Here is a 17,738-nt window from a genome sequence, read left to right on the forward strand (position 1 = left end):
GCGGCCGTACGACCAGAAGCAGCACGCCGACGGACGGCAGACCGCAGACCGCAGACCGCAGACCGCAGACCGCAGACCGCAGACGGTAAGCCGTAAGCCGTAAGCCGCAGACGGCAAGCCGTAAGCCGTAAGCCGCAGACAGCCTCACGACTGGCAGCCGGCGGCCGGCCGCCCACCCAATAGCCAAAGACCGGCACGGACAGGCCGCGCGGACGGACTCCCGACAGGGCGTTCGTCCGCGCGGCCTGTGTCATGCGTGGGGCGGTGCCCGGACGCGGCCGGGACGGTGACCGCCGCGCCCGCCGCCACCGACGAGGCGTCGCGGCCCGGCATGTGCTGGAGGCGTTCGACGGGCGCCTCCGCGCGCACGGTCACGTTCAGCGCCCCGGCCGGCGGTGTCCCCGACCGCCCACGGCCCGTCGCCGGCCGGCATCGGCCTGGCGTCGACGCGGATGCGGGCCGTCCCGCCGGACGACGCGCCCGGGAGGTGGCCCGACACCCGCCGAACGCCCCGGGCCGTCCCGGCCTGCCCGAGCCAGTCGGCCCGAGCCAGTCGGCCCGAGCCAGTCGGCCCGAGCCAGTCGGCCCGAGCCAGTCGGCCCTGGCCAGTTCGACCGGCGAGGGCCGCTCAGGCCGGTCCGGGATCACCGCGTCGAGTCGGCGTACTCCTCGTCCCGGCCCTCCGAGGCCGCCGGCTCCTCCGGCCGACCCTTGCGGCCGACCCGCCAGCCGGGCAGGACCGCGATGACGATCATGGTTCCGGCGGCCATGATGATGCCGCCGACGAGGCTGGTCTGGGCGACGGCGTGGGCGAAGGACTCGTGCACGGCGTCGACGAGGACCTGTGCCTGCCGAGGGCCGGCCGAGGGGGTCTTCGCGATCTGCTCGGCGACCGCCAGGCCGCCGCCCACCGAGTCCTTGGCGGTGTCCAGCGCGGCGGCCGGGAGATGACCGCCGACCAGGTCCGTCAGCTTGTCGCGGTAGGCGGTGCCGAGGAGTGAGCCGAGGATCGCGATGCCGAGGGAGCCGCCGAGCTCCAGCGAGGTGTCGTTGGCGCCGCCGCCGACGCCCAGTTCGTTCTCCGGGAAGGACCCCATGATGGTGTCGGTGGCCGGGGACACGCTCAGGCCGATCGCGAAGCCCAGCAGCAGCAGCGTCGGCAGGAAGTCGGTGTACGTCGAGCCCTGGTCGACGGGGACGAGCAGCAGGACTCCCACCGTGCCGATCACCATGCCGCCCGCGACCATCGCCTTCATGCCCAGCTTCGGGGTCAGCCGCCCCGTGACGGCGGCGCCCACGAACACGGCTCCGGCCAGCGGCAGCAGTCGTACGCCCGTCTCCAGCGCGTCGTAGCTCAGGACGAACTGGAGGAACTGGGTTGCGTAGTAGATCGCGCCGAAGGTGCCGAAGAAGAAGAACAGCACCGCGAGCATCGAGCCGCTGAAGGGGCGCAGCGCGAACTTGCGCACGTCGAGCATGGGGTGCGGGTGGCGCAACTCCCAGGCCACGAAGGCGGTCAGACCCACGCCCGCGACGATCGCCGCGGTGACCGGGCCGACGCCCCAGCCGAAGTGGGGACCCTCGATGGTCGCGTAGACCAGGGAGCCGACGGAGACGATCGACAGGAGTCCGCCGACGACGTCGATACGGCCCATGCCCTGCGCCTTGGACGGCGGGATCAGGGCCAGCGCGCCGATGACGGCGACCAGGGCGATGGGGACGTTGATCAGGAAGGTCGAGCCCCAGGCGTGGTCCTTCAGCAGCCAGCCGGCCACCAGTGGGCCGACGGCGATGGCGAGACCGGAGGTGGCCGTCCAGGCGGTGATGGCGCGGGCCCGCTCACGCCTGGGGAAGATCGCGACGAGCAGGGACAGCGTGGCCGGCATCACGACGGCGGCGCCGACACCCATGATCGCGCGAGCCGCTATGACCAGGGACGTCTGGTCGACCAGGCTGCCCATCACCGAGCCGCCCGCGAAGATCACCAGACCGGTGACGAGGGCGCCACGGCGGCTGTACTTGTCACCGATCGAACCCAGCACAAGCATCAGCGCGGCGTACGGGACGGTGTAGCCGTCGATGACCCACTGCAGGTCACTGCTGCCGAGGCCCAGGTCCTTCGTCATGTCGGGGGCGGCCACGATCAGCGAGGTGTTCGCCATGACCACGATCAGCAGACTCAGGCACAGGACGAGCAGGGCCCACCAGCGGCGTGCGTACGGCCCGGTCATCTTGTCGACGGGTGTGGTGGCGAGGAAGGGCATTGCGGGCTCCTAGCGGGACGAGTTAATTGCCCATTGATGTGCAGCCTAGTTTATTGCCCGTCACTGTGCAAATATCGCCGGTGAGATGTCCGGAGTCCCTGCAGCAGGGAGGAACCACCGATATGACCGGCCGACCGGCCAAGGCCCCGCCCCACCGCCACGGCGCCCGCGTCACCCGCGCCCGCATCCTGGAAGCGGCCCGGCGGGAACTGGGCCGCGACCCCGACCGCAGCCTCGCCGGCATCGCCGAGGCCGCCGGGGTGGCACGTCGTACCGTCTACGTCCATTTCGCCGACCGGGCCGCGCTCGTCGAGGGACTCACCGCGGACGCTGCGGAAGCCGTACGACTGGCGATCGCCGACACCGGCACACCGGCCCCCGACTCCGCGAGTGCCCTGGCACGCTTCGTCCTCACCCTGTGGCCGGTCGGCGACCGCTACCGCACGCTGATCGGCCTCGCCCGCCGGGGCCTCGGCGACGACCGGGTGAGCGAACTGCTCGCCCCGGCCCGCGACACGGTCGCCGGGATTCTCGCCGCCGGCCGTCAGGAGGGCGTCTTCCACAGCACCGTCCCGCCCGGATCTCTGAGCAGAACCCTCGAAGCGCACCTGCGGGCACTTCTGGATTGCGTCAACTCCGGGATGTGGACCGACGACGGCACGCGCGCCGCCACCGCGGCCCTGATCGCCGCGGGAGTCGACAGCGAGTCCGCCGCCGCGACCGTCACCCGCCTGCACGGCAACAGTCGTACGCCCCAGCCCCTTTGAGCCCATGTGAGTTCTGCGGAACATCCCCGAGGGCCCGCGCCCGCGCTCCGTCACCACCACGGCGACCGGAATCGACGCCCACTTCTCCGGCGAGTCGGTGACCTTCCGGCCCGACGGCACAGCACAGAACGGCTCGGCGGCGGGAAATCCCGTCGCACCACGCCTGAGGTCCGACCAACCCGTGCGGGCCTTGTTTTCTCCCACCGCGAGCGAGGTACCTGACACCGGCACGAACGACGAGAGGCGCCCATGAAGCCCATGAAGCCCGTGAACCCCATGAAGCTCATGAAGCCCGTGACGAGGAAGCAGCAGACGGTCGTGGTGACCGGGGCCAGTGCCGGGATCGGCCGGGCCACGGCCGCGATGTTCGCCGCGCGCGGCGCGCGGGTCGCTCTGCTGGCCCGCGGCGGCGCGGGGCTGGAGGCGGCAGCGGCGGAGGTACGCGCGGCGGGCGGGCAAGCCCTGCCCGTCGTCACCGACATGGCGGAGCCGGAGCAGGTGGAGGAGGCCGCCCGCCGCGCCGAGGAGGAACTGGGGCCGATCGACGTGTGGGTGAACAACGCCTTCACGTCCGCCTTCGGCAGGTTCACCGACGTCTCGCCCGAGGAGTTCCTGCAGACCACCAGGTCGACGTACCTGGGATACGTGCACGGTACCCGGGCCGCCCTGACCCGTATGGGGCCACGTGACCGCGGCACCATCGTGCAGGTCGGCTCCGCCCTCGCCTACCGGGGCATCCCGCTGCAGAGCGCGTACTGCGGCGCCAAGCACGCGATCCGGGGCTTCACCGAGTCGCTGCGCTGCGAGCTGCTGCACGACAGGCCCGGTGTGCGGGTCACGATGGTCCAGATGCCGGCGGTCAACACACCGCAGTTCAGCTGGCTGCGGACGTATCTGCCCAGGCACGCACAGCCGGTACCGCCGATCTACCAGCCGGAGGTCGCCGCTCGCGCGGTGCTGTACGCGGCCGACCATCCGCGGCGGCGCGAGTACCGGGTCGGCGCCTCCACCGCGCTGACGGTGATGGCGAACGCCGTCGTACCCGGGCTGCTCGACCACTATCTGGCCCGTACCGGCTTCGGCTCACAGCAGACGGACGCCCTCCCGCCGCCCGGGGGCCACGGCAACCTCTTCGAGCCGGCGGACGAGACGAAGGACTACGGCGCGCACGGCGTCTTCGACGACCGGGCCCACGGTTCCAGCCCCGAGTGGTGGGCGACCCGACACCGGCTGGGCCGGGCCGCCGCGGCCACCGGCGTCGCGGCAGCCGGCTACACGGTGCTGCGGCGGCTCACCCCGACGGGACGCGGCAAGCACTGACCCCGCGCGGCTCATGGCGTCGTTGGCGGCGGGCACGTCGAAGGCGTCGCGTCCCTCGACCACCGAAGCGAGTTCGCCCGCGACGACGGGGGTGGTGGCGGGCGAGCCGTAGGTCCAGCCGAGGCCCGTCCGGCCGCCCGCGGTGACCTCGACCAGGACGAGGGTGGTGGCGTCCCAGGTCAGGGTGGCGTCACCACCCGGCAGGTCGGTGGGCACGCGGTAGGCGGCCACACCACGTGCTCCACGGCCGGACCGTCGCGGAGCACTGCGGGGGCCGCGCCGCTCACTGGTTCCCGTCGGCGCTGTCCCCCGCTCCCGCACCGGGCCGGTCGCGGCGATGCCGGCTGCCGGGCAGCATCTCCTGCACCTTGGCCTTGAAGCCCTGCTTGACCATGGAACCCCGGTCGCTGTCGCCGTGCAGGATCGAGGACGCGGCCGCCTCGATCTGGTCCAGGTCGGCGTGCGGCGGGATCGGCGGCACGGCCGGGTCGGTGCGGAAGTCGATGACGAAGGGCCGGTCGGCCGCGAGCGCCCGGTCCCAGGCCGCCTCGACCTGTTCGGGTTTCTCCACCCGTACGCCGTCCAGGCCCATGCGCTGGGCGATCTCCGCGTACGGCAGGTCCGGGATGTGCTGCGACTCCTCGAACTGCGGGGCGCCCGACATGGCCCGCATCTCCCAGGTGACCTGGTTGAGGTCGCAGTTGTTCAGCACGGCCACCACCAGCCGGGGATCGGACCACTCCCGCCAGTACTTGGCGGCCGTGACCATCTCCATCATGCCGTTCATCTGCATCGCCCCGTCACCGACGAGGGCGATGGCCGGACGGTCGGGATGGGCGAACTTCGCGCCGATGGCGTACGGCACGCCCGGCCCCATCGTCGCCAGCGTGCCGGACAGCGACCCGCGCATCCGGCCGCGCAGCCGCAGATGGCGGGCGTACCAGTTCGCGGCGGAACCGGAGTCGGCGCTGAGAATGGCGTCGTCGGGAAGCCGGCCGTCCAGGGCGTGCACCACGTACTCCGGGTTGATCGGGTCCGCGTCCACGGCGGCGCGCCGCTGCATGACCTCCCACCAGCGGCCGACGTCCTTTTCGATCTTCTCCCGCCAGGCGCGCTTCTTCTGGCGGTGCAGAAGCGGCAGCAGCCGCTGCAACGTCGCGCGGGCGTCGCCGACGAGGTTGACCTCGAAGGGGTAGCGCAGGCCGATCATGTGCGGGTCGATGTCGATCTGCACCGCGCGGGCCTGGTCGAGTTCGGGCATGAACTGCGTGTACGGGAAACTGGAGCCGATCATCAGCAGGGTGTCGCAGCCCTGCATCAGCTCGTAGGAGGGACGCGTGCCGAGCAGCCCGATGGAGCCGGTGACATAGGGCAGGTCGTCGGGCAGTACGTCCTTGCCGAGCAGCGCCTTGGCGACACCGGCTCCGAGGACGTCGGCCACCTGCTCCACCTCGGCGCGAGCGCTCCGGGCGCCCTGCCCGATGAGCACGGCGACCTTCTCGCCCGCGTTGAGCACCTCGGCCGCGCGCTCGATGTCCTCCTCGGCGGGCACCGGCGCGTACTGGCTCAGGCCCAGGCTGGAGGGCACCATCTTGAACGCGTGCTTCGGCGGGCTGTAGTCGAGTTCCTGCACGTCCGCGGGCAGGATGATCGCGGTGACGGTCCGCTTGGCGTACGCGGTACGCATCGCCCGGTCGATGAGGTTGGGCAGCTGCTCGGGCACCGTCGCCGTCTCGCAGAACTCCGAGGCGACGTCCTTGTAGAGGCTCTGCAGGTCGACCTCCTGCTGATACGAGCCGCCCATCGCACTGCGGTTGGTCTGCCCGACCAGGGCGACGACGGGAACGTGGTCGAGTTTCGCGTCGTAGAGCCCGTTGAGCAGATGGATCGCGCCCGGCCCCGACGTGGCCGCGCAGACGCCCACCTTGCCCGAGAACTTGGCGTACCCCACGGCCTGGAAGGCCGCCATCTCCTCGTGCCGCGCCTGCACGAACTTCGGGTGGTTGTCGGCACGCCCCCACGCCGCCAGCAGGCCGTTGATGCCGTCACCGGCGTAGGCGAAAACGTGCTCCACCTCCCATTCGCGCAGCCGTTGGAGGATGTGGTCGGACACCTTCATGCTGGCCATGGCCATTCCGTTTCTGCTGGTGGCGTCTGCGCTGACGGAATCGCCCGGGTAACCGCGCCGACCGCGCCGCAAACGTCAGCGGCGCCAGAGCGCCGAAGGCCCGGAGTAACCCCGGCGCGACCCTCGCGAACCACCGGCGAACCATCGCGACGACGAGAAGGCCACGGACCGCCGAACCGGCCGAGTCGTCGGGGACGGCTGGGGTAGACGGAGTGAAGGCAACGAGTTCGGGACGCGCGAGCCGTACGGAGGTCGCCCGTGACCCAGCGGGACTGCGTGATGCGGCACATGCTGACGCGGCTGCTCAACGAGAGCCACACCATGTCGTTCGAGAGCTTGCCGTCGCGGGTGGCGGAGCACGCGGCGGTGGCGGGCTTCGGTGATGTCCTCATCTACCTGGGCGACCTGCAGCGGGACGTGCTGCGGCTGCTCACCGGCAAGGGGCTCGACGCCGCTGAGGAGGCGCCCGAGGGCAGGGCGGAGATCTCCGTGGAGGGCACCGTCGCCGGCCGCGCCTACCAGTACGGGCAGGTCGTGGCTGGCGCCGACGCCGGCGACGGCACCCACGCGTGGTGGATACCGCTCCTGGACGGCACCGAACGCCTCGGTGTGCTGTACATGACGTCCGCCGAAGAGGGCGAGGACGTCATGCCGGACATGCTGACCCTGGCCTCCCTGGTCGCGATCCTGGTCGTCGGCAGCCGGGACACCAGCGACTCCCACGCCCGCCTCACCCGCAAGCAGCCGATGAACGTCGCCGCGGAGATGCAGTGGACGCTCATGCCGCCCCGCTCCTACGCCGACGGCAGGGTGATCATCGGCGCTGTGATGGAACCGGCGTACGAGGTCAGCGGCGACGCCTACGACTACGCCACCGCCGCGAACGTCGTCCACCTGTCGATCTTCGACGCCATGGGACACGACACCTCGGCGGGCCTCACCGCCAACCTCGCCGTCGGCGCCTGCCGCAACCACCGCCGGCAGGGAACGGCACTGGACGATCTCGGCGACGCCATCGAGCGGGTCCTGCTCGAACAGTTCGGCCGGTCACGTTACGTCACCGGCATCCTCGCCGACCTCGACACCTCCACCGGCCTGCTGACCTGGGTCAACCGCGGCCACCATCCACCCATCGTGATTCGCGACGGCCGCTGGACCACCCTCCTGCACTGCCCGCCCGCGCATCCCATGGGCACCGACCTCGGCCTGCCCACCACCATGTGCCGCGAGCAGCTCCAGCCCGGTGACCGCATCGTGCTTTACACCGACGGCATCACCGAAGCCCGCACCCCCCGCGGTGAGGAGTTCGGCCTCGCCCGCTTCACCGACTTCCTCGTCCGCCACCACTCCGACGGCCTCTCCGTCCCCGAGACCCTGCGCCGCCTCACCCGCGCCCACCTGCGCCACCACCACGAGCGACTGCAGGACGACGCCACCATCCTGCTGTGCGAATGGCTCGGTCCCCGAACCGAATCCACCGGGACCATCGCATCCATGGCCGGCGTACCGGTCCCCAGGCCGAACGGCTGAACACGGCGCGGCGCGGAGCCGCTGAGCGACAACGGCCGAGGCGGGGCCGGGTCGGCCCGGCCCCGCACGGGTCCGGTCAGGACGCCGTGGGTCGCTGCCGCTCGTCCTGCGCTCACTGCACGTCCCGCGCCTCCTGCGCGTCCCGCCCGCCCTGTGCCTCACTCTCGTCCCGCGCGTCCTGCCGCGTGCCGGGTTCGGGTGCGGTCATGTCGAGCAGCAGCATGGCGTCGTGGTCCGGGGTGCCGGGCTCGGCGGTGTACGCGCCGAGGCGTTGGCCCGGGGTGCCCTCCAGCTGCATGCTCTGGCCGCTCAGGGTGAGGACGCCGACCTGCGGGTGATGGAAGGTCTTCTGGACCTTCTTGCGTCCGATGACCTCGTAGCGGTCCCAGAGTTTGGCGAAGTCGGGGCTCTTGAGCAGGAGTTCACCCACAAGGCTGGTGAGATCGGGGGCGTCCGGGTTGTTGCCGGCTTCGGCACGCAGGCGCGCGACGCAACCGCGGACCTGGGTGTCCCAGTCGGGGAACAGCTCGCGGGCGGTGGGGTGGAGGAAGAGGTAGCGGGCGATGTTGCGCTGCCTGGCGGGCCAGTCGGCGATGCCGGCGTACAGGGCGAGGCCTGCGGGGTTCCAGGCGAGCAGGTCCATGCTGCGGCTGACGACGTAGGCGGGGTTCGGCCGCATCGTCTCCAGCAGCAGCTTCAGGTGCGGGCGGACCGTACGGCTGGGCGGGGGAGGCGGTTCGGGGGCGTAGTGGGCGGCCCGGACGGCCAGCTCGCGCAGGTGACGGTGTTCGTCGTCGTCGAGGCGCAGGGCACGGGCGAGGGCGTCGATGACGCCGGGGCTGGGCCGGGTCTCCTTGCCGCGTTCGAGCCGGGTGTAGTAGTCGATGCTGACCCGGCGAGCGTGGCGAGCTCCTCACGGCGCAGGCCGGGAGTGCGGCGTATGCCTGGTCCGGGGGTGAGGCCGGCGCTCTCCGGGCTGGTCTGGGTGCGGCGGGCGCGCAGGAAGCGCGCCAGTTCGTCGCCGCTGATGTGCTGCTCCGGTGCCATGGGACCAGTGTCGCAACGCTGCCACCAGGGCGGTATCCGCGAGGGGGGCCCTGTCATACCCCCCGCTGAACACCCCGGGAAGAGCCCGGCCTGCCTGTGGGGCGCGCGGGACGGCACGGTGGACGACGTCACCACTTCTTCATTGACAGGTACGGACGACAGGCGACGCCCGAACGGGTGCGGTACCCGCACGGAACTGGCGACAGCACGGACCGACTGGGCACATACCCAAAGACGGAAGGAACGGACAGTGGAGTACATCAAGTTGCGCGATCTGGACGTCTCCCGGATCGGCCTCGGCGTGATGGGAATGTCCCATGGCTACACCGGCTCCGGGACCGACGACGCGGAATCCGTTCGCACCCTGCACCGGGCGCTGGAGCTGGGCGTCACCCTGATCGACACCGCCGAGATCTACGGCCACTACACCAACGAGGAACTGCTCGGCCGCGCCCTGAAGGACCGACGTGACCAGGTGGTGCTGGCGACGAAGTTCGGTCTGGTCTCGCACGCGGGCGAGGGGCCGTGGAACCTCGACAGCAGCCCGGCCAACATCCGCACGGCCGTCGAAGGCTCGCTGCGGCGACTGGGTACCGACCACATCGACCTCTACTACCAGCACCGCGTCGACCCGAACACGCCGATCGAGGAGACGGCCGGCGCTGTCGGCGAGCTGGTCGCCGAGGGGAAGGTTCGCGCGTTCGGTCTGTCCGAGGCCGGCCCGGACACCATCCGCCGCGCCCACGCCGTGCACCCGGTCACGGCCGTGCAGTCGGAGTACTCGCTGTGGACCCGGGGTGTGGAGGAGCGGGTGCTTCCGGTGCTGCGGGAACTCAACATCGGCCTGGTGCCCTTCTCGCCGCTCGGCCGCGGGTTCCTCACCGGCACGATCCGCTCCGCCGACCAGTTCGACGAATCCGACTTCCGCCGCGACAACCCGCGCTTCACCGGCGAGAACTTCGAGCACAACCTGCGACTGGCCGACGAGGTCAAGGCCATCGCGGCCGCGGCCGGCGCCACACCCGCCCAGGTCGCGCTGGCCTGGCTGCTCGCCCAGGGCGACGACATCGCGCCGATTCCCGGCACCAAGCGCGTGCACCGGGTCGAGGAGAACACCGCCGCCGACGGCATCCGGCTGACCGCCGAACAGATCGGCGAACTCAGCGGCCTGCCTCCCGCCGCGGGGGATACCCACACCGAAGCCCAACGCGAGATGCTCGAACGCTGAGCCGGCCGAGTCCCCTTCACCAGAACCACTCCCTCCGCCAGGCCCGGCGGGCGGACCGCTTCAGTACAGGAGCACCTTCCATGCGCGCAGCAGTGATGTACGGCGCCGGCGACGTCCGGATGGAGAACCGGCCCGACCCGAAGATCCAGCAGCCCACCGACGCCGTCGTCCGCACCGTGCTGTCGTGCGTGTGCGGCAGCGACCTGTGGCCGTACGGGTCCATGCCCGCCGTCGACACCGGCCGGCCGATGGGACACGAGTTCCTCGGCGTGGTCGAGGAGACCGGTTCCGGCGTCAGCGGCGTCAGGACCGGGGACCTGGTCGTCGCCCCGTTCACGTACTGCGACAACACCTGCGACTACTGCGCCAGGGGCCTGCACATCTCGTGCCGGCACGGTGGCCGGTACGGCTTCGACGGCGTGGACGGCGGCCAGGGCGAGGCGGTGCGCGTCCCCCAGGCCGACGGCACCCTGGTGAAGCTGCCGGTCGGCGCGGACTCGCCGCTGCTGCCCTCGCTGCTGACCCTGTCGGACGTGATGGGCACGGGCCACCACGGCGCCGTCACCGCCGGTGTCGGCCGCGGTGACTCGGTGCTGGTGATCGGGGACGGCGCGGTCGGCCTGTGCGCGGTGATCGCAGCCAGGCGACTGGGTGCGGAACGGATCGTCCTGATGGGCCGGCACACCGCGCGTACCGACCTCGGCCGCGACTTCGGCGCCACCGACGTGGTCGCCGAGCGCGGTGAGGAAGGCGTCGCCCGCGTGCGCGAGCTGACCCGAGGCGACGGCGTCGACAAGGTGATCGAGGCCGTCGGCACCCGCCAGACGCTGGTGACCGCCCTGGCAGCGGTCGTCGACGGCGGTGTCGTCAGCCGGCTGGGCGTCCCGCAGTACGAGGAGGGCCCCGTCGGCCCGTCCATGATCATGCGGAACATCACGCTCACCGGCGGCGCCAGTCCGGCCCGTGCCTACATCGAGGAGCTGATGCCGGACGTCCTGGGCGGCACCATCGAACCGGGCCGCGTCTTCGACCGGGCCTTCTCCCCCGACGAGATCCCGGACGCCTACCGGGCCATGGCCGACCGCCGCGTACTGAAGGCCCTCGTCACCTTCTGACCTCCCACGAGCACGACAAGGACCAGTCCCTATGCAGACCGTCACCCTCAACAACGGCGTCGAGATGCCCGTCCTCGGCTTCGGCGTCTACCAGATCCCGCCGGAGCAGACCGAGCAGGCCGTCGTCGACGCCCTCGCCGCCGGCTACCGGCTGCTCGACACCGCCGCCGCCTACGGCAACGAGGAGGCCGTCGGCCGCGCCATCAGGAGCAGCGGCATCCCGCGCGAGGAGCTGTTCGTCACCACCAAGCTGTGGGTCCAGGACGCGCCCGCCGAGGAGAACACCAAGCGGGCGTTCGACACCTCGCTGCGCAAACTCGGCCTGGACCACCTCGACCTGTACCTGATGCACCAGCCCTTCGGCGACGTCTACGGGCAGTGGCGTGCCATGGAAGCCCTTCACCGCGAGGGCCGCGTCAAGGCGATCGGCGTCGCCAACTTCCACCCCGACCGGCTCGTCGACCTCCTCGCCAACAACGAGATCACGCCCGCAGTCAACCAGATCGAGACCCACCCGTTCTTCCAGCGCACCGCCGACCAGGAACTGATGCGTAAGCACGGGGTGCAGATCCAGTCCTGGGGCGGGTTCGCCGAAGGCAGGAACAACCTGTTCACCCACCCGCTCCTGAGCGAGATCGGTGAGCGGCACGGCAAGTCCGTGGCACAGGTCGTCCTGCGCTGGCTCGTCCAGCGCGACGTCGTCACGATCCCGAAGTCGGTCCGCGCCGAGCGCATGGCGGAGAACATCGACGTCTTCGACTTCGAGCTGACCGACGAACAGATGGCGTCCATCGCCACCCTGGACACCGGCACGTCCCTCTTCTTCGACCACCGCGACCCCGAGATGGTCAGCCGCCTCGGCACCCACCGCCTGACCGACTGACCGGCCGGAGGGCGACAGCACGGAGCAGCCCGGGGTGTTTCACACCCCGGGCTGCCACGGTCGTCCACGTACGCCTACGGCGCGGTCCGTACGTCATCGAAAAGATGGCGTCCGGTCCGGGCGGCAAAACAGGTCGAGCGAACCATCCAAAGCGCAATCCGCAGGTCAGGCACCCTTTGCGACCGGCTCCAGCACCGCCACGCACTCGACATGATGCGTCATCGGAAACAGATCGAACGCCCGCAACGTCCGCACCCGGTACCCCCCGTCCCGGAAGTACCCCAGGTCCCGCGCCAGCGCGGCCGGATCGCACGCGACGTACGCGATCTTCCGGGCGCCCAGCGACGACAGGTGCTCGACCGTCTTCTTGCCCGCGCCCGACCGGGGCGGGTCGAGGACGATCAGGTCGACCTCGGTGATCCCGGTGCGCGGGAGTACGGCCTCGACCTTGCCCTGCTCGATCCGTACCCGGTCGAAGGCGGCGAGGTTGTGCCGGGCGTCCTCCACCGCGCGCTTGCCGGACTCGATGCCGAGGACCGCGCCCTTGTCGCCGAGGCGGTCGGCGAGGGCGCCGGCGAAGAGGCCGACGCCGCAGTACAGGTCGAGTGCCATGTCGCCCTTGCGCGGCAGCAGGCCCTGCATGACGGCCTTGACGAGGGTGTCGGCCGCCTGCGGGTGGACCTGCCAGAAGCCGCCGCTGCCGACGCGGTGGGTGCGGCCGTCGGCGCGCTCGCGGACGAACGCACGGCCGTGGACGCGGTGGATGCCGCCGTCGTGCTCCTCGACACGCATGACGGAGACGGGCCTGTCGAGCTCCACCAGGGGCAGGCGGGCGCCGGGGCGGGGCTCCAGGATCACCATGCGGTCCTGGGAGCCGGTCGCGGCGATCGCGTCGACGGACTCCATCCCGGACCAGTCGCGGTCCTCGATGCCCAGCTCGCTGACGCCGGGCGCCGCGATCATGCAGTGCTCGATCGGCTCGACCTCGTGCGAGCGGTGGCGGCGCAGTCCGGCGTTGCCGTCCGCGTCCACCGCGTACTGCACGCGGGTCCGCCACTGGGGCACCTGGCCGGCCGGCAGTTTGTCGCCCTCGGCCGGGAGCACCGTGCCGTCCCAGCCGGCCTCCTCGGGGGTGAGGCCCGCGAGCCGCCGAAGCTGCTCGGCGACGACCTCGCCCTTGAGCCGGCGCTGGGCGCCCGGCTTGGCGTGCTGCCAGTCGCAGCCTCCGCAGCGGCCGGGGCCGGCGTACGGACAGGGAGCGGGGATGCGGTCCTTCGAGGCGTCCAGGATCTCGACGGCGTCCGCCCGCAGGAACCGCGCCCCCTCCTCACCCTCGGTGACACGGGCGACGACCCGCTCACCGGGCAGCGCGTGCCGGACGAAGAGGACCTGCCCCTCGGACGTACGGGCGATGCAGTGTCCGCCGTGGGCGACCGGGCCGATCTCGACCTCGTACTCCTCCCCCACCAGCGATGTCGCCGGTGATTCCACCGGTGGAGTCTCCGCCCGTCCCTCCGTCGGTCCCACCAGCGAGTTCTTCGGTTCTGCCTGCATGGCGGGGTGACTCCACAACATCGAAAGGGGAACGGGCGGACAACAGCCCACCAGTCTACGCGCCGGCCACCGCGCTCAGCTCTTCGAGCTGGGCGAGGACTCCTTCGGCCGCTCCTGGGCGGGTCCGCGCCGCACCGCGCCCGGCGCGTTCCACTCCTGCCGCTTGCGGGCGCGCTTCCGGGCCACCTCGGAGGACTGCAGCTGGTAGGGCACCGAGGTCACCATGACCCCCGGCGTGAACAGCAGCCGTCCCTTGAGCCGCAACGCGCTCTGGTTGTGCAGCAGATGCTCGTACCAGTGGCCGACCACGTACTCGGGGATGATCACGGACACCACGTCACGCGGCGACTCCTTGCGCAGCCCCTTGACGTACTCGATGATCGGCCGCGTGATCTCGCGGTACGGCGAGTCGAGGACCTTCAGCGGCACGGTGATTCCCCGCCGCTCCCACTCCGCGCGCAGTGCCTTGGTCTCCGCCGGGTCGACGTTGACGCTGAGCGCTTCCAGCGAGTCGGAGCGCATCAGCTTGGCGTAGGCGAGGGCGCGCAGCGCCGGGCGGTGGATCTTGGAGATCAGGACGACCGAGTGGACGCGGGACGGCCGGAGGGTGTCGTCGCTCGGGCCCTCCGGAGCGACGAGTTCCTCGGCCACCCGGTCGTAGTGCTTACGGATCGCCGTCATCGTCGCGTAGAAGATGCACATGCCAAGCAGCGCCACCCAGGCGCCATGGGTGAACTTGGTGAGCAGGACGACGACCAGCACCAGGCCGGTGAAGAAGGCGCCGAAGGTGTTGATCGCGCGGGAGCGGATCATGTGGCGGCGCTTGGCCTGGTCCTTCTCGGCCGCCAGGTGGCGGTTCCAGTGGCGGACCATGCCGGTCTGGCTGAGCGTGAAGGACACGAACACGCCGACGATGTAGAGCTGGATCAGCCGGGTCGAGTCGGCGCCGTAGATCCACACCAGGAGTCCGGCCGCGCCGGCGAGCAGCACGATGCCGTTGGAGAAGGCGAGACGGTCGCCGCGGGTGTGCAGCTGGCGCGGGAGGTAGCGGTCCTGGGCGAGGATCGAGCCGAGCAGCGGGAAGCCGTTGTACGCGGTGTTGGCGGCCAGGAACAGCACCAGCGCCGTGGCCGCGGCGAGGACGATGAACAGGAAGCTGTCCTTGCCGAAGACGGCTTCCGCGACCTGGGAGATCACCGGGTTCTGGACGTAGCCGGAGCCGACCGCGACGCCGTTGTGCAGCAGGTCGGCGGCGGGGTTCTCGGCCATCCGGACCTTGGTCGTCATGGCCAGCGCGATGATGCCGCAGAACATGGTGACGGCGAGCAGGCCCATCGCCGCGAGCGTGGTCGCCGCGTTCTTCGACTTGGGCTTGCGGAAGGCCGGGACGCCGTTGGAGATCGCCTCGACCCCGGTGAGCGCGGCACAGCCGGAGGAGAAGGCACGCAGCATCAGGAAGACCAGGGCGAAACCGGCGAGGCCCTCGTGTTCGGCCTTGATCTCGTACGACGCGGTCGGCGCATGCATGGTGTCGCCGAGGACGAGCCCGCGGAACGCGCCCCACGCGATCATGATGAAGACGCCGGCGACGAAGACGTACGTCGGAATCGCGAACAGTGAGCCCGACTCCTTGACCCCGCGCAGGTTCATCAGCGTGAGCAGCACGATCACCGCGATAGCGCACGGCACCTTGTGCTCGACCACGAAGGGGATCGCGGAGCCGAGGTTCTCGATGCCGGAGGCGATGGAGACGGCGACGGTGAGGACGTAGTCGACGAGCAGGGCGCTGGCGACCGTGAGGCCCGCCCGGGGGCCGAGGTTGGTCGTCGCCACCTCGTAGTCGCCGCCACCGCTCGGGTAGGCGTGGACGTTCTGGCGGTACGAGGCGACCACCGTGAACATCAGCACGACGACCGCGAGGGCGATCCACGGGCTGAAGTGGTAGGCCGACACACCCGCGATGGACAGGACCAGCAGCACCTCGCCGGGCGCGTACGCCACGGAGGACAGCGGGTCGGAGGCGAAGACGGGGAGTGCGATGCGCTTCGGCAGGAGCGTTTCCCCGAGCCGATCACTGCGCAGTGCGCGCCCGATCAGAATCCGTTTGGGCACGTCGGTCAGTTTGGACACAACAGAGGATCGTATGCGTTCGAACGGGCGGTCGCCCACCCGCCACCCCACATCTGCCCTCCGAGTGAAATCGGGGGTGGCCCGGCTGCGGATTCCGCAGGGCGCTCGATACCCATGCCTATATGACTAAACCCGCCCGTATTCCCGGCCGTTGCCGCCTTCGGAGGTTCCATGCACACGACCGCAGAACTCATCGGCGCCGCAGCCGCCCTCGTCGGCCTCGGAATCCTGACTCTTGTCAGCGTCCGCAGCATCAGTCGCCGCTGACCGCACGCGTCCCGGGGGCAACCGTGCACGGGGGTGCCGTCGTCCTACGCGCGTGTGTAGCTTGGGCGTCGGTCTGAGACCCTGATGTGGCTGAGCAGTACCTATTCACACCGGAAGGACGGTCGTGCACATCGTCATCATGGGCTGCGGAAGAGTGGGTTCCGCTCTAGCCCAGACCCTGGAGCAACAGGGGCACACGGTCGCCGTGGTCGACCACGACCCCACCGCCTTCCGACGACTCGGCTCCGGGTTCGGGGGCCGCCGCGTCACCGGCGTCGGCTTCGACCAGGACACCCTGCGCGAAGCGGGCATCGAGGAGGCCGGCGCCTTCGCCGCCGTGTCCAGCGGTGACAACTCGAACATCATCGCCGCGCGCGTGGCCCGCGAGATGTTCGGCATCGAGAACGTCGCGGCCCGGATCTACGACCCCCGGCGGGCCGAGGTCTACCAGCGCCTGGGCATCCCCACCGTGGCCACCGTCCGCTGGACGGCCGACCAGATGCTCCGCCGGCTGCTGCCCTCGGGTGCCGAGCCGGAGTGGCGCGATCCCACCGGCGGTGTGCAGCTCGCCGAGGTGCACACCTCCGCGGCCTGGGTCGGGCACAGGATCAGCAGGCTGCAGGAGGAGACGGGCGTCCGGGTGGCGTTCCTGACCCGGCTCGGCGAGGCCATCCTGCCCAGCTCGCAGACCGTGCTGCAGGAGGGTGACCTGGTGCACGTGATGATGCGCACCGACGAGGTCGACAAGGTCGAGGCGGCGTTCGCCCAGGGTCCCGAAGAGGAGAGCGGTCACTGATGAGGGTCGCCATTGCCGGTGCCGGTGCGGTCGGCCGCTCGATCGCGGGCGAACTGCTGGAGAACGGCCACGAGGTCCTTCTCATCGACAAGGCGCCGACCGCCATCTCGGTCGAACGCGTCCCGCAGGCCGAGTGGCTGCTCGCCGACGCCTGCGAGATCACCTCCCTCGACGAGGCCGCGCTCCAGCGCTGCAACGTCGTGATCGCCGCGACCGGCGACGACAAGGTCAACCTGGTCGTCTCCCTGCTGGCGAAGACGGAGTACGGCGTCCCGCGCGTCGTCGCCCGCGTCAACAACCCGAAGAACGAGTGGCTGTTCAACGAGGCCTGGGGCGTGGACGTCGCCGTCTCCACCCCGCGTCTGATGTCGGCCCTGGTCGAGGAGGCGGTCAGCGTCGGCGACCTGGTCCGCCTGCTGCGCTTCAGCCACGGTGACGCCAACCTGGTCGAGCTGACCCTGCCCGAGGAGTCGGCCCTGGCCGGCACCCAGGTCGGCGACGTCGAGTGGCCGGAGGACACCTCGCTGGTCACCATCATCCGCGGCACCCGCGTGCTCACCCCGTCCCGGGAGGACTCCCTGGAGGCCGGGGACGAGCTGCTGTTCGTGGCCGCGCAGGCCCGCGAGGAGCAACTGGAGGACCTGCTGTCGGTACGCCGGCAGGACACGGCGGGCTGACAGCCCGGGACGGCCGCGACAGCGTCGAGCCA

The 17,738-nt window shown here is 70.9% G+C and carries 12 protein-coding genes and 1 pseudogene; 8 read left to right on the top strand and 5 right to left on the bottom strand.

Annotated features, from left to right (window positions below):
- Window positions 1-644 precede the first annotated feature (644 nt).
- Entirely contained in the window at window positions 645-2,264 is a 1,620-nt protein-coding gene (locus OG985_RS14030) for an MFS transporter (RefSeq protein WP_371668660.1), read from the bottom strand.
- Between the two features lie 122 nt (window positions 2,265-2,386).
- Between OG985_RS14030 and OG985_RS14035 the strand changes: the two genes are divergently transcribed.
- Together OG985_RS14035 and OG985_RS14040 are read left to right on the top strand one after the other, a co-directional pair.
- The gene (locus tag OG985_RS14035) at window positions 2,387-3,031 is read left to right on the top strand and encodes a TetR/AcrR family transcriptional regulator (RefSeq protein ID WP_371668661.1); all 645 of its coding nucleotides are present in this window, start codon (window positions 2,387-2,389) and stop codon (window positions 3,029-3,031) included.
- A gap of 258 nt (window positions 3,032-3,289) precedes the next feature.
- On the top strand, window positions 3,290-4,351 hold the full coding sequence (locus OG985_RS14040) for an SDR family oxidoreductase (protein ID WP_371674367.1): 1,062 nt from the start codon (window positions 3,290-3,292) through the stop codon (window positions 4,349-4,351).
- 283 nt (window positions 4,352-4,634) lie between these two features.
- Here the strand turns inward: OG985_RS14040 and OG985_RS14045 are convergent, their stop codons facing one another.
- Window positions 4,635-6,479 (bottom strand): thiamine pyrophosphate-requiring protein, encoded by a 1,845-nt coding sequence (locus OG985_RS14045; RefSeq protein WP_371668662.1) that lies wholly within the window; start codon window positions 6,477-6,479, stop codon window positions 4,635-4,637.
- Window positions 6,480-6,767: 288 nt separating this feature from the next.
- On the opposite strand from OG985_RS14045, the gene OG985_RS14050 reads away from it, so the two are divergent.
- The gene (locus tag OG985_RS14050; RefSeq protein WP_371674368.1) at window positions 6,768-8,009 is read left to right on the top strand and encodes a PP2C family protein-serine/threonine phosphatase; all 1,242 of its coding nucleotides are present in this window, start codon (window positions 6,768-6,770) and stop codon (window positions 8,007-8,009) included.
- A 112-nt stretch (window positions 8,010-8,121) separates the two neighbouring features.
- Here the strand turns inward: OG985_RS14050 and OG985_RS14055 are convergent.
- Window positions 8,122-9,056: pseudogene (locus OG985_RS14055) on the bottom strand (helix-turn-helix transcriptional regulator).
- 250 nt (window positions 9,057-9,306) lie between these two features.
- Between OG985_RS14055 and OG985_RS14060 the strand changes: the two are divergent.
- The 3 genes from OG985_RS14060 to OG985_RS14070 all read left to right on the top strand — a co-directional run bounded on the left by OG985_RS14060 (window position 9,307) and on the right by OG985_RS14070 (window position 12,282).
- Window positions 9,307-10,284 carry an aldo/keto reductase gene (locus tag OG985_RS14060; protein ID WP_371668663.1) on the top strand — a complete coding sequence of 326 codons (978 nt, stop codon included), beginning with the start codon at window positions 9,307-9,309 and terminating at the stop codon, window positions 10,282-10,284.
- An 80-nt stretch (window positions 10,285-10,364) separates the two neighbouring features.
- Window positions 10,365-11,399 carry a zinc-binding dehydrogenase gene (locus OG985_RS14065; protein ID WP_371668664.1) on the top strand — a complete coding sequence of 345 codons (1,035 nt, stop codon included), beginning with the start codon at window positions 10,365-10,367 and terminating at the stop codon, window positions 11,397-11,399.
- A 31-nt stretch (window positions 11,400-11,430) separates the two neighbouring features.
- Window positions 11,431-12,282: an aldo/keto reductase gene (locus OG985_RS14070; RefSeq protein WP_371668665.1), complete on the top strand. Its 852-nt coding sequence runs from the start codon at window positions 11,431-11,433 to the stop codon at window positions 12,280-12,282.
- A gap of 165 nt (window positions 12,283-12,447) precedes the next feature.
- On the opposite strand, the gene OG985_RS14075 is transcribed toward OG985_RS14070, so the two are convergent.
- On the bottom strand, window positions 12,448-13,836 hold the full coding sequence (locus OG985_RS14075; protein WP_371668666.1) for a class I SAM-dependent RNA methyltransferase: 1,389 nt from the start codon (window positions 13,834-13,836) through the stop codon (window positions 12,448-12,450).
- Between the two features lie 75 nt (window positions 13,837-13,911).
- Complete coding sequence (locus OG985_RS14080) at window positions 13,912-15,966, bottom strand: APC family permease (RefSeq protein WP_371668667.1); 2,055 nt, start codon at window positions 15,964-15,966, stop codon at window positions 13,912-13,914.
- 391 nt (window positions 15,967-16,357) lie between these two features.
- Here OG985_RS14080 and OG985_RS14085 point away from each other — a divergent pair, with 391 nt between their 5' ends.
- Both OG985_RS14085 and OG985_RS14090 read left to right on the top strand, forming a co-directional pair.
- Window positions 16,358-17,029, top strand: a complete 672-nt coding sequence (locus OG985_RS14085; RefSeq protein ID WP_371668668.1) for a TrkA family potassium uptake protein — start codon at window positions 16,358-16,360, stop codon at window positions 17,027-17,029.
- On the top strand, window positions 17,029-17,706 hold the full coding sequence (locus OG985_RS14090) for a TrkA family potassium uptake protein (protein WP_371668669.1): 678 nt from the start codon (window positions 17,029-17,031) through the stop codon (window positions 17,704-17,706). Before OG985_RS14085 ends, OG985_RS14090 begins: the two co-directional genes overlap by 1 nt.
- Window positions 17,707-17,738 lie beyond the last annotated feature (32 nt).

The organism is Streptomyces sp. NBC_00289 (assembly GCF_041435115.1).
In the GTDB taxonomy this organism is placed as follows: Bacteria; Actinomycetota; Actinomycetes; order Streptomycetales; family Streptomycetaceae; genus Streptomyces.

What these genes read in the sequence shown, in the direction of transcription:
- OG985_RS14040 (WP_371674367.1), top strand. Translation starts at nt 3,290, where the DNA reads ATGAAGCCCGTGAACCCCATGAAGCTCATGAAGCCCGTGACGAGGAAG.
- OG985_RS14090 (WP_371668669.1), top strand. Translation starts at nt 17,029, where the DNA reads ATGAGGGTCGCCATTGCCGGTGCCGGTGCGGTCGGCCGCTCGATCGCG.
- OG985_RS14035 (WP_371668661.1), top strand. Translation starts at nt 2,387, where the DNA reads ATGACCGGCCGACCGGCCAAGGCCCCGCCCCACCGCCACGGCGCCCGC.
- OG985_RS14075 (WP_371668666.1), bottom strand. Translation starts at nt 13,836, where the DNA reads ATGCAGGCAGAACCGAAGAACTCGCTGGTGGGACCGACGGAGGGACGG.
- OG985_RS14070 (WP_371668665.1), top strand. Translation starts at nt 11,431, where the DNA reads ATGCAGACCGTCACCCTCAACAACGGCGTCGAGATGCCCGTCCTCGGC.
- OG985_RS14030 (WP_371668660.1), bottom strand. Translation starts at nt 2,264, where the DNA reads ATGCCCTTCCTCGCCACCACACCCGTCGACAAGATGACCGGGCCGTAC.
- OG985_RS14045 (WP_371668662.1), bottom strand. Translation starts at nt 6,479, where the DNA reads ATGGCCAGCATGAAGGTGTCCGACCACATCCTCCAACGGCTGCGCGAA.
- OG985_RS14050 (WP_371674368.1), top strand. Translation starts at nt 6,768, where the DNA reads ATGCTGACGCGGCTGCTCAACGAGAGCCACACCATGTCGTTCGAGAGC.
- OG985_RS14065 (WP_371668664.1), top strand. Translation starts at nt 10,365, where the DNA reads ATGCGCGCAGCAGTGATGTACGGCGCCGGCGACGTCCGGATGGAGAAC.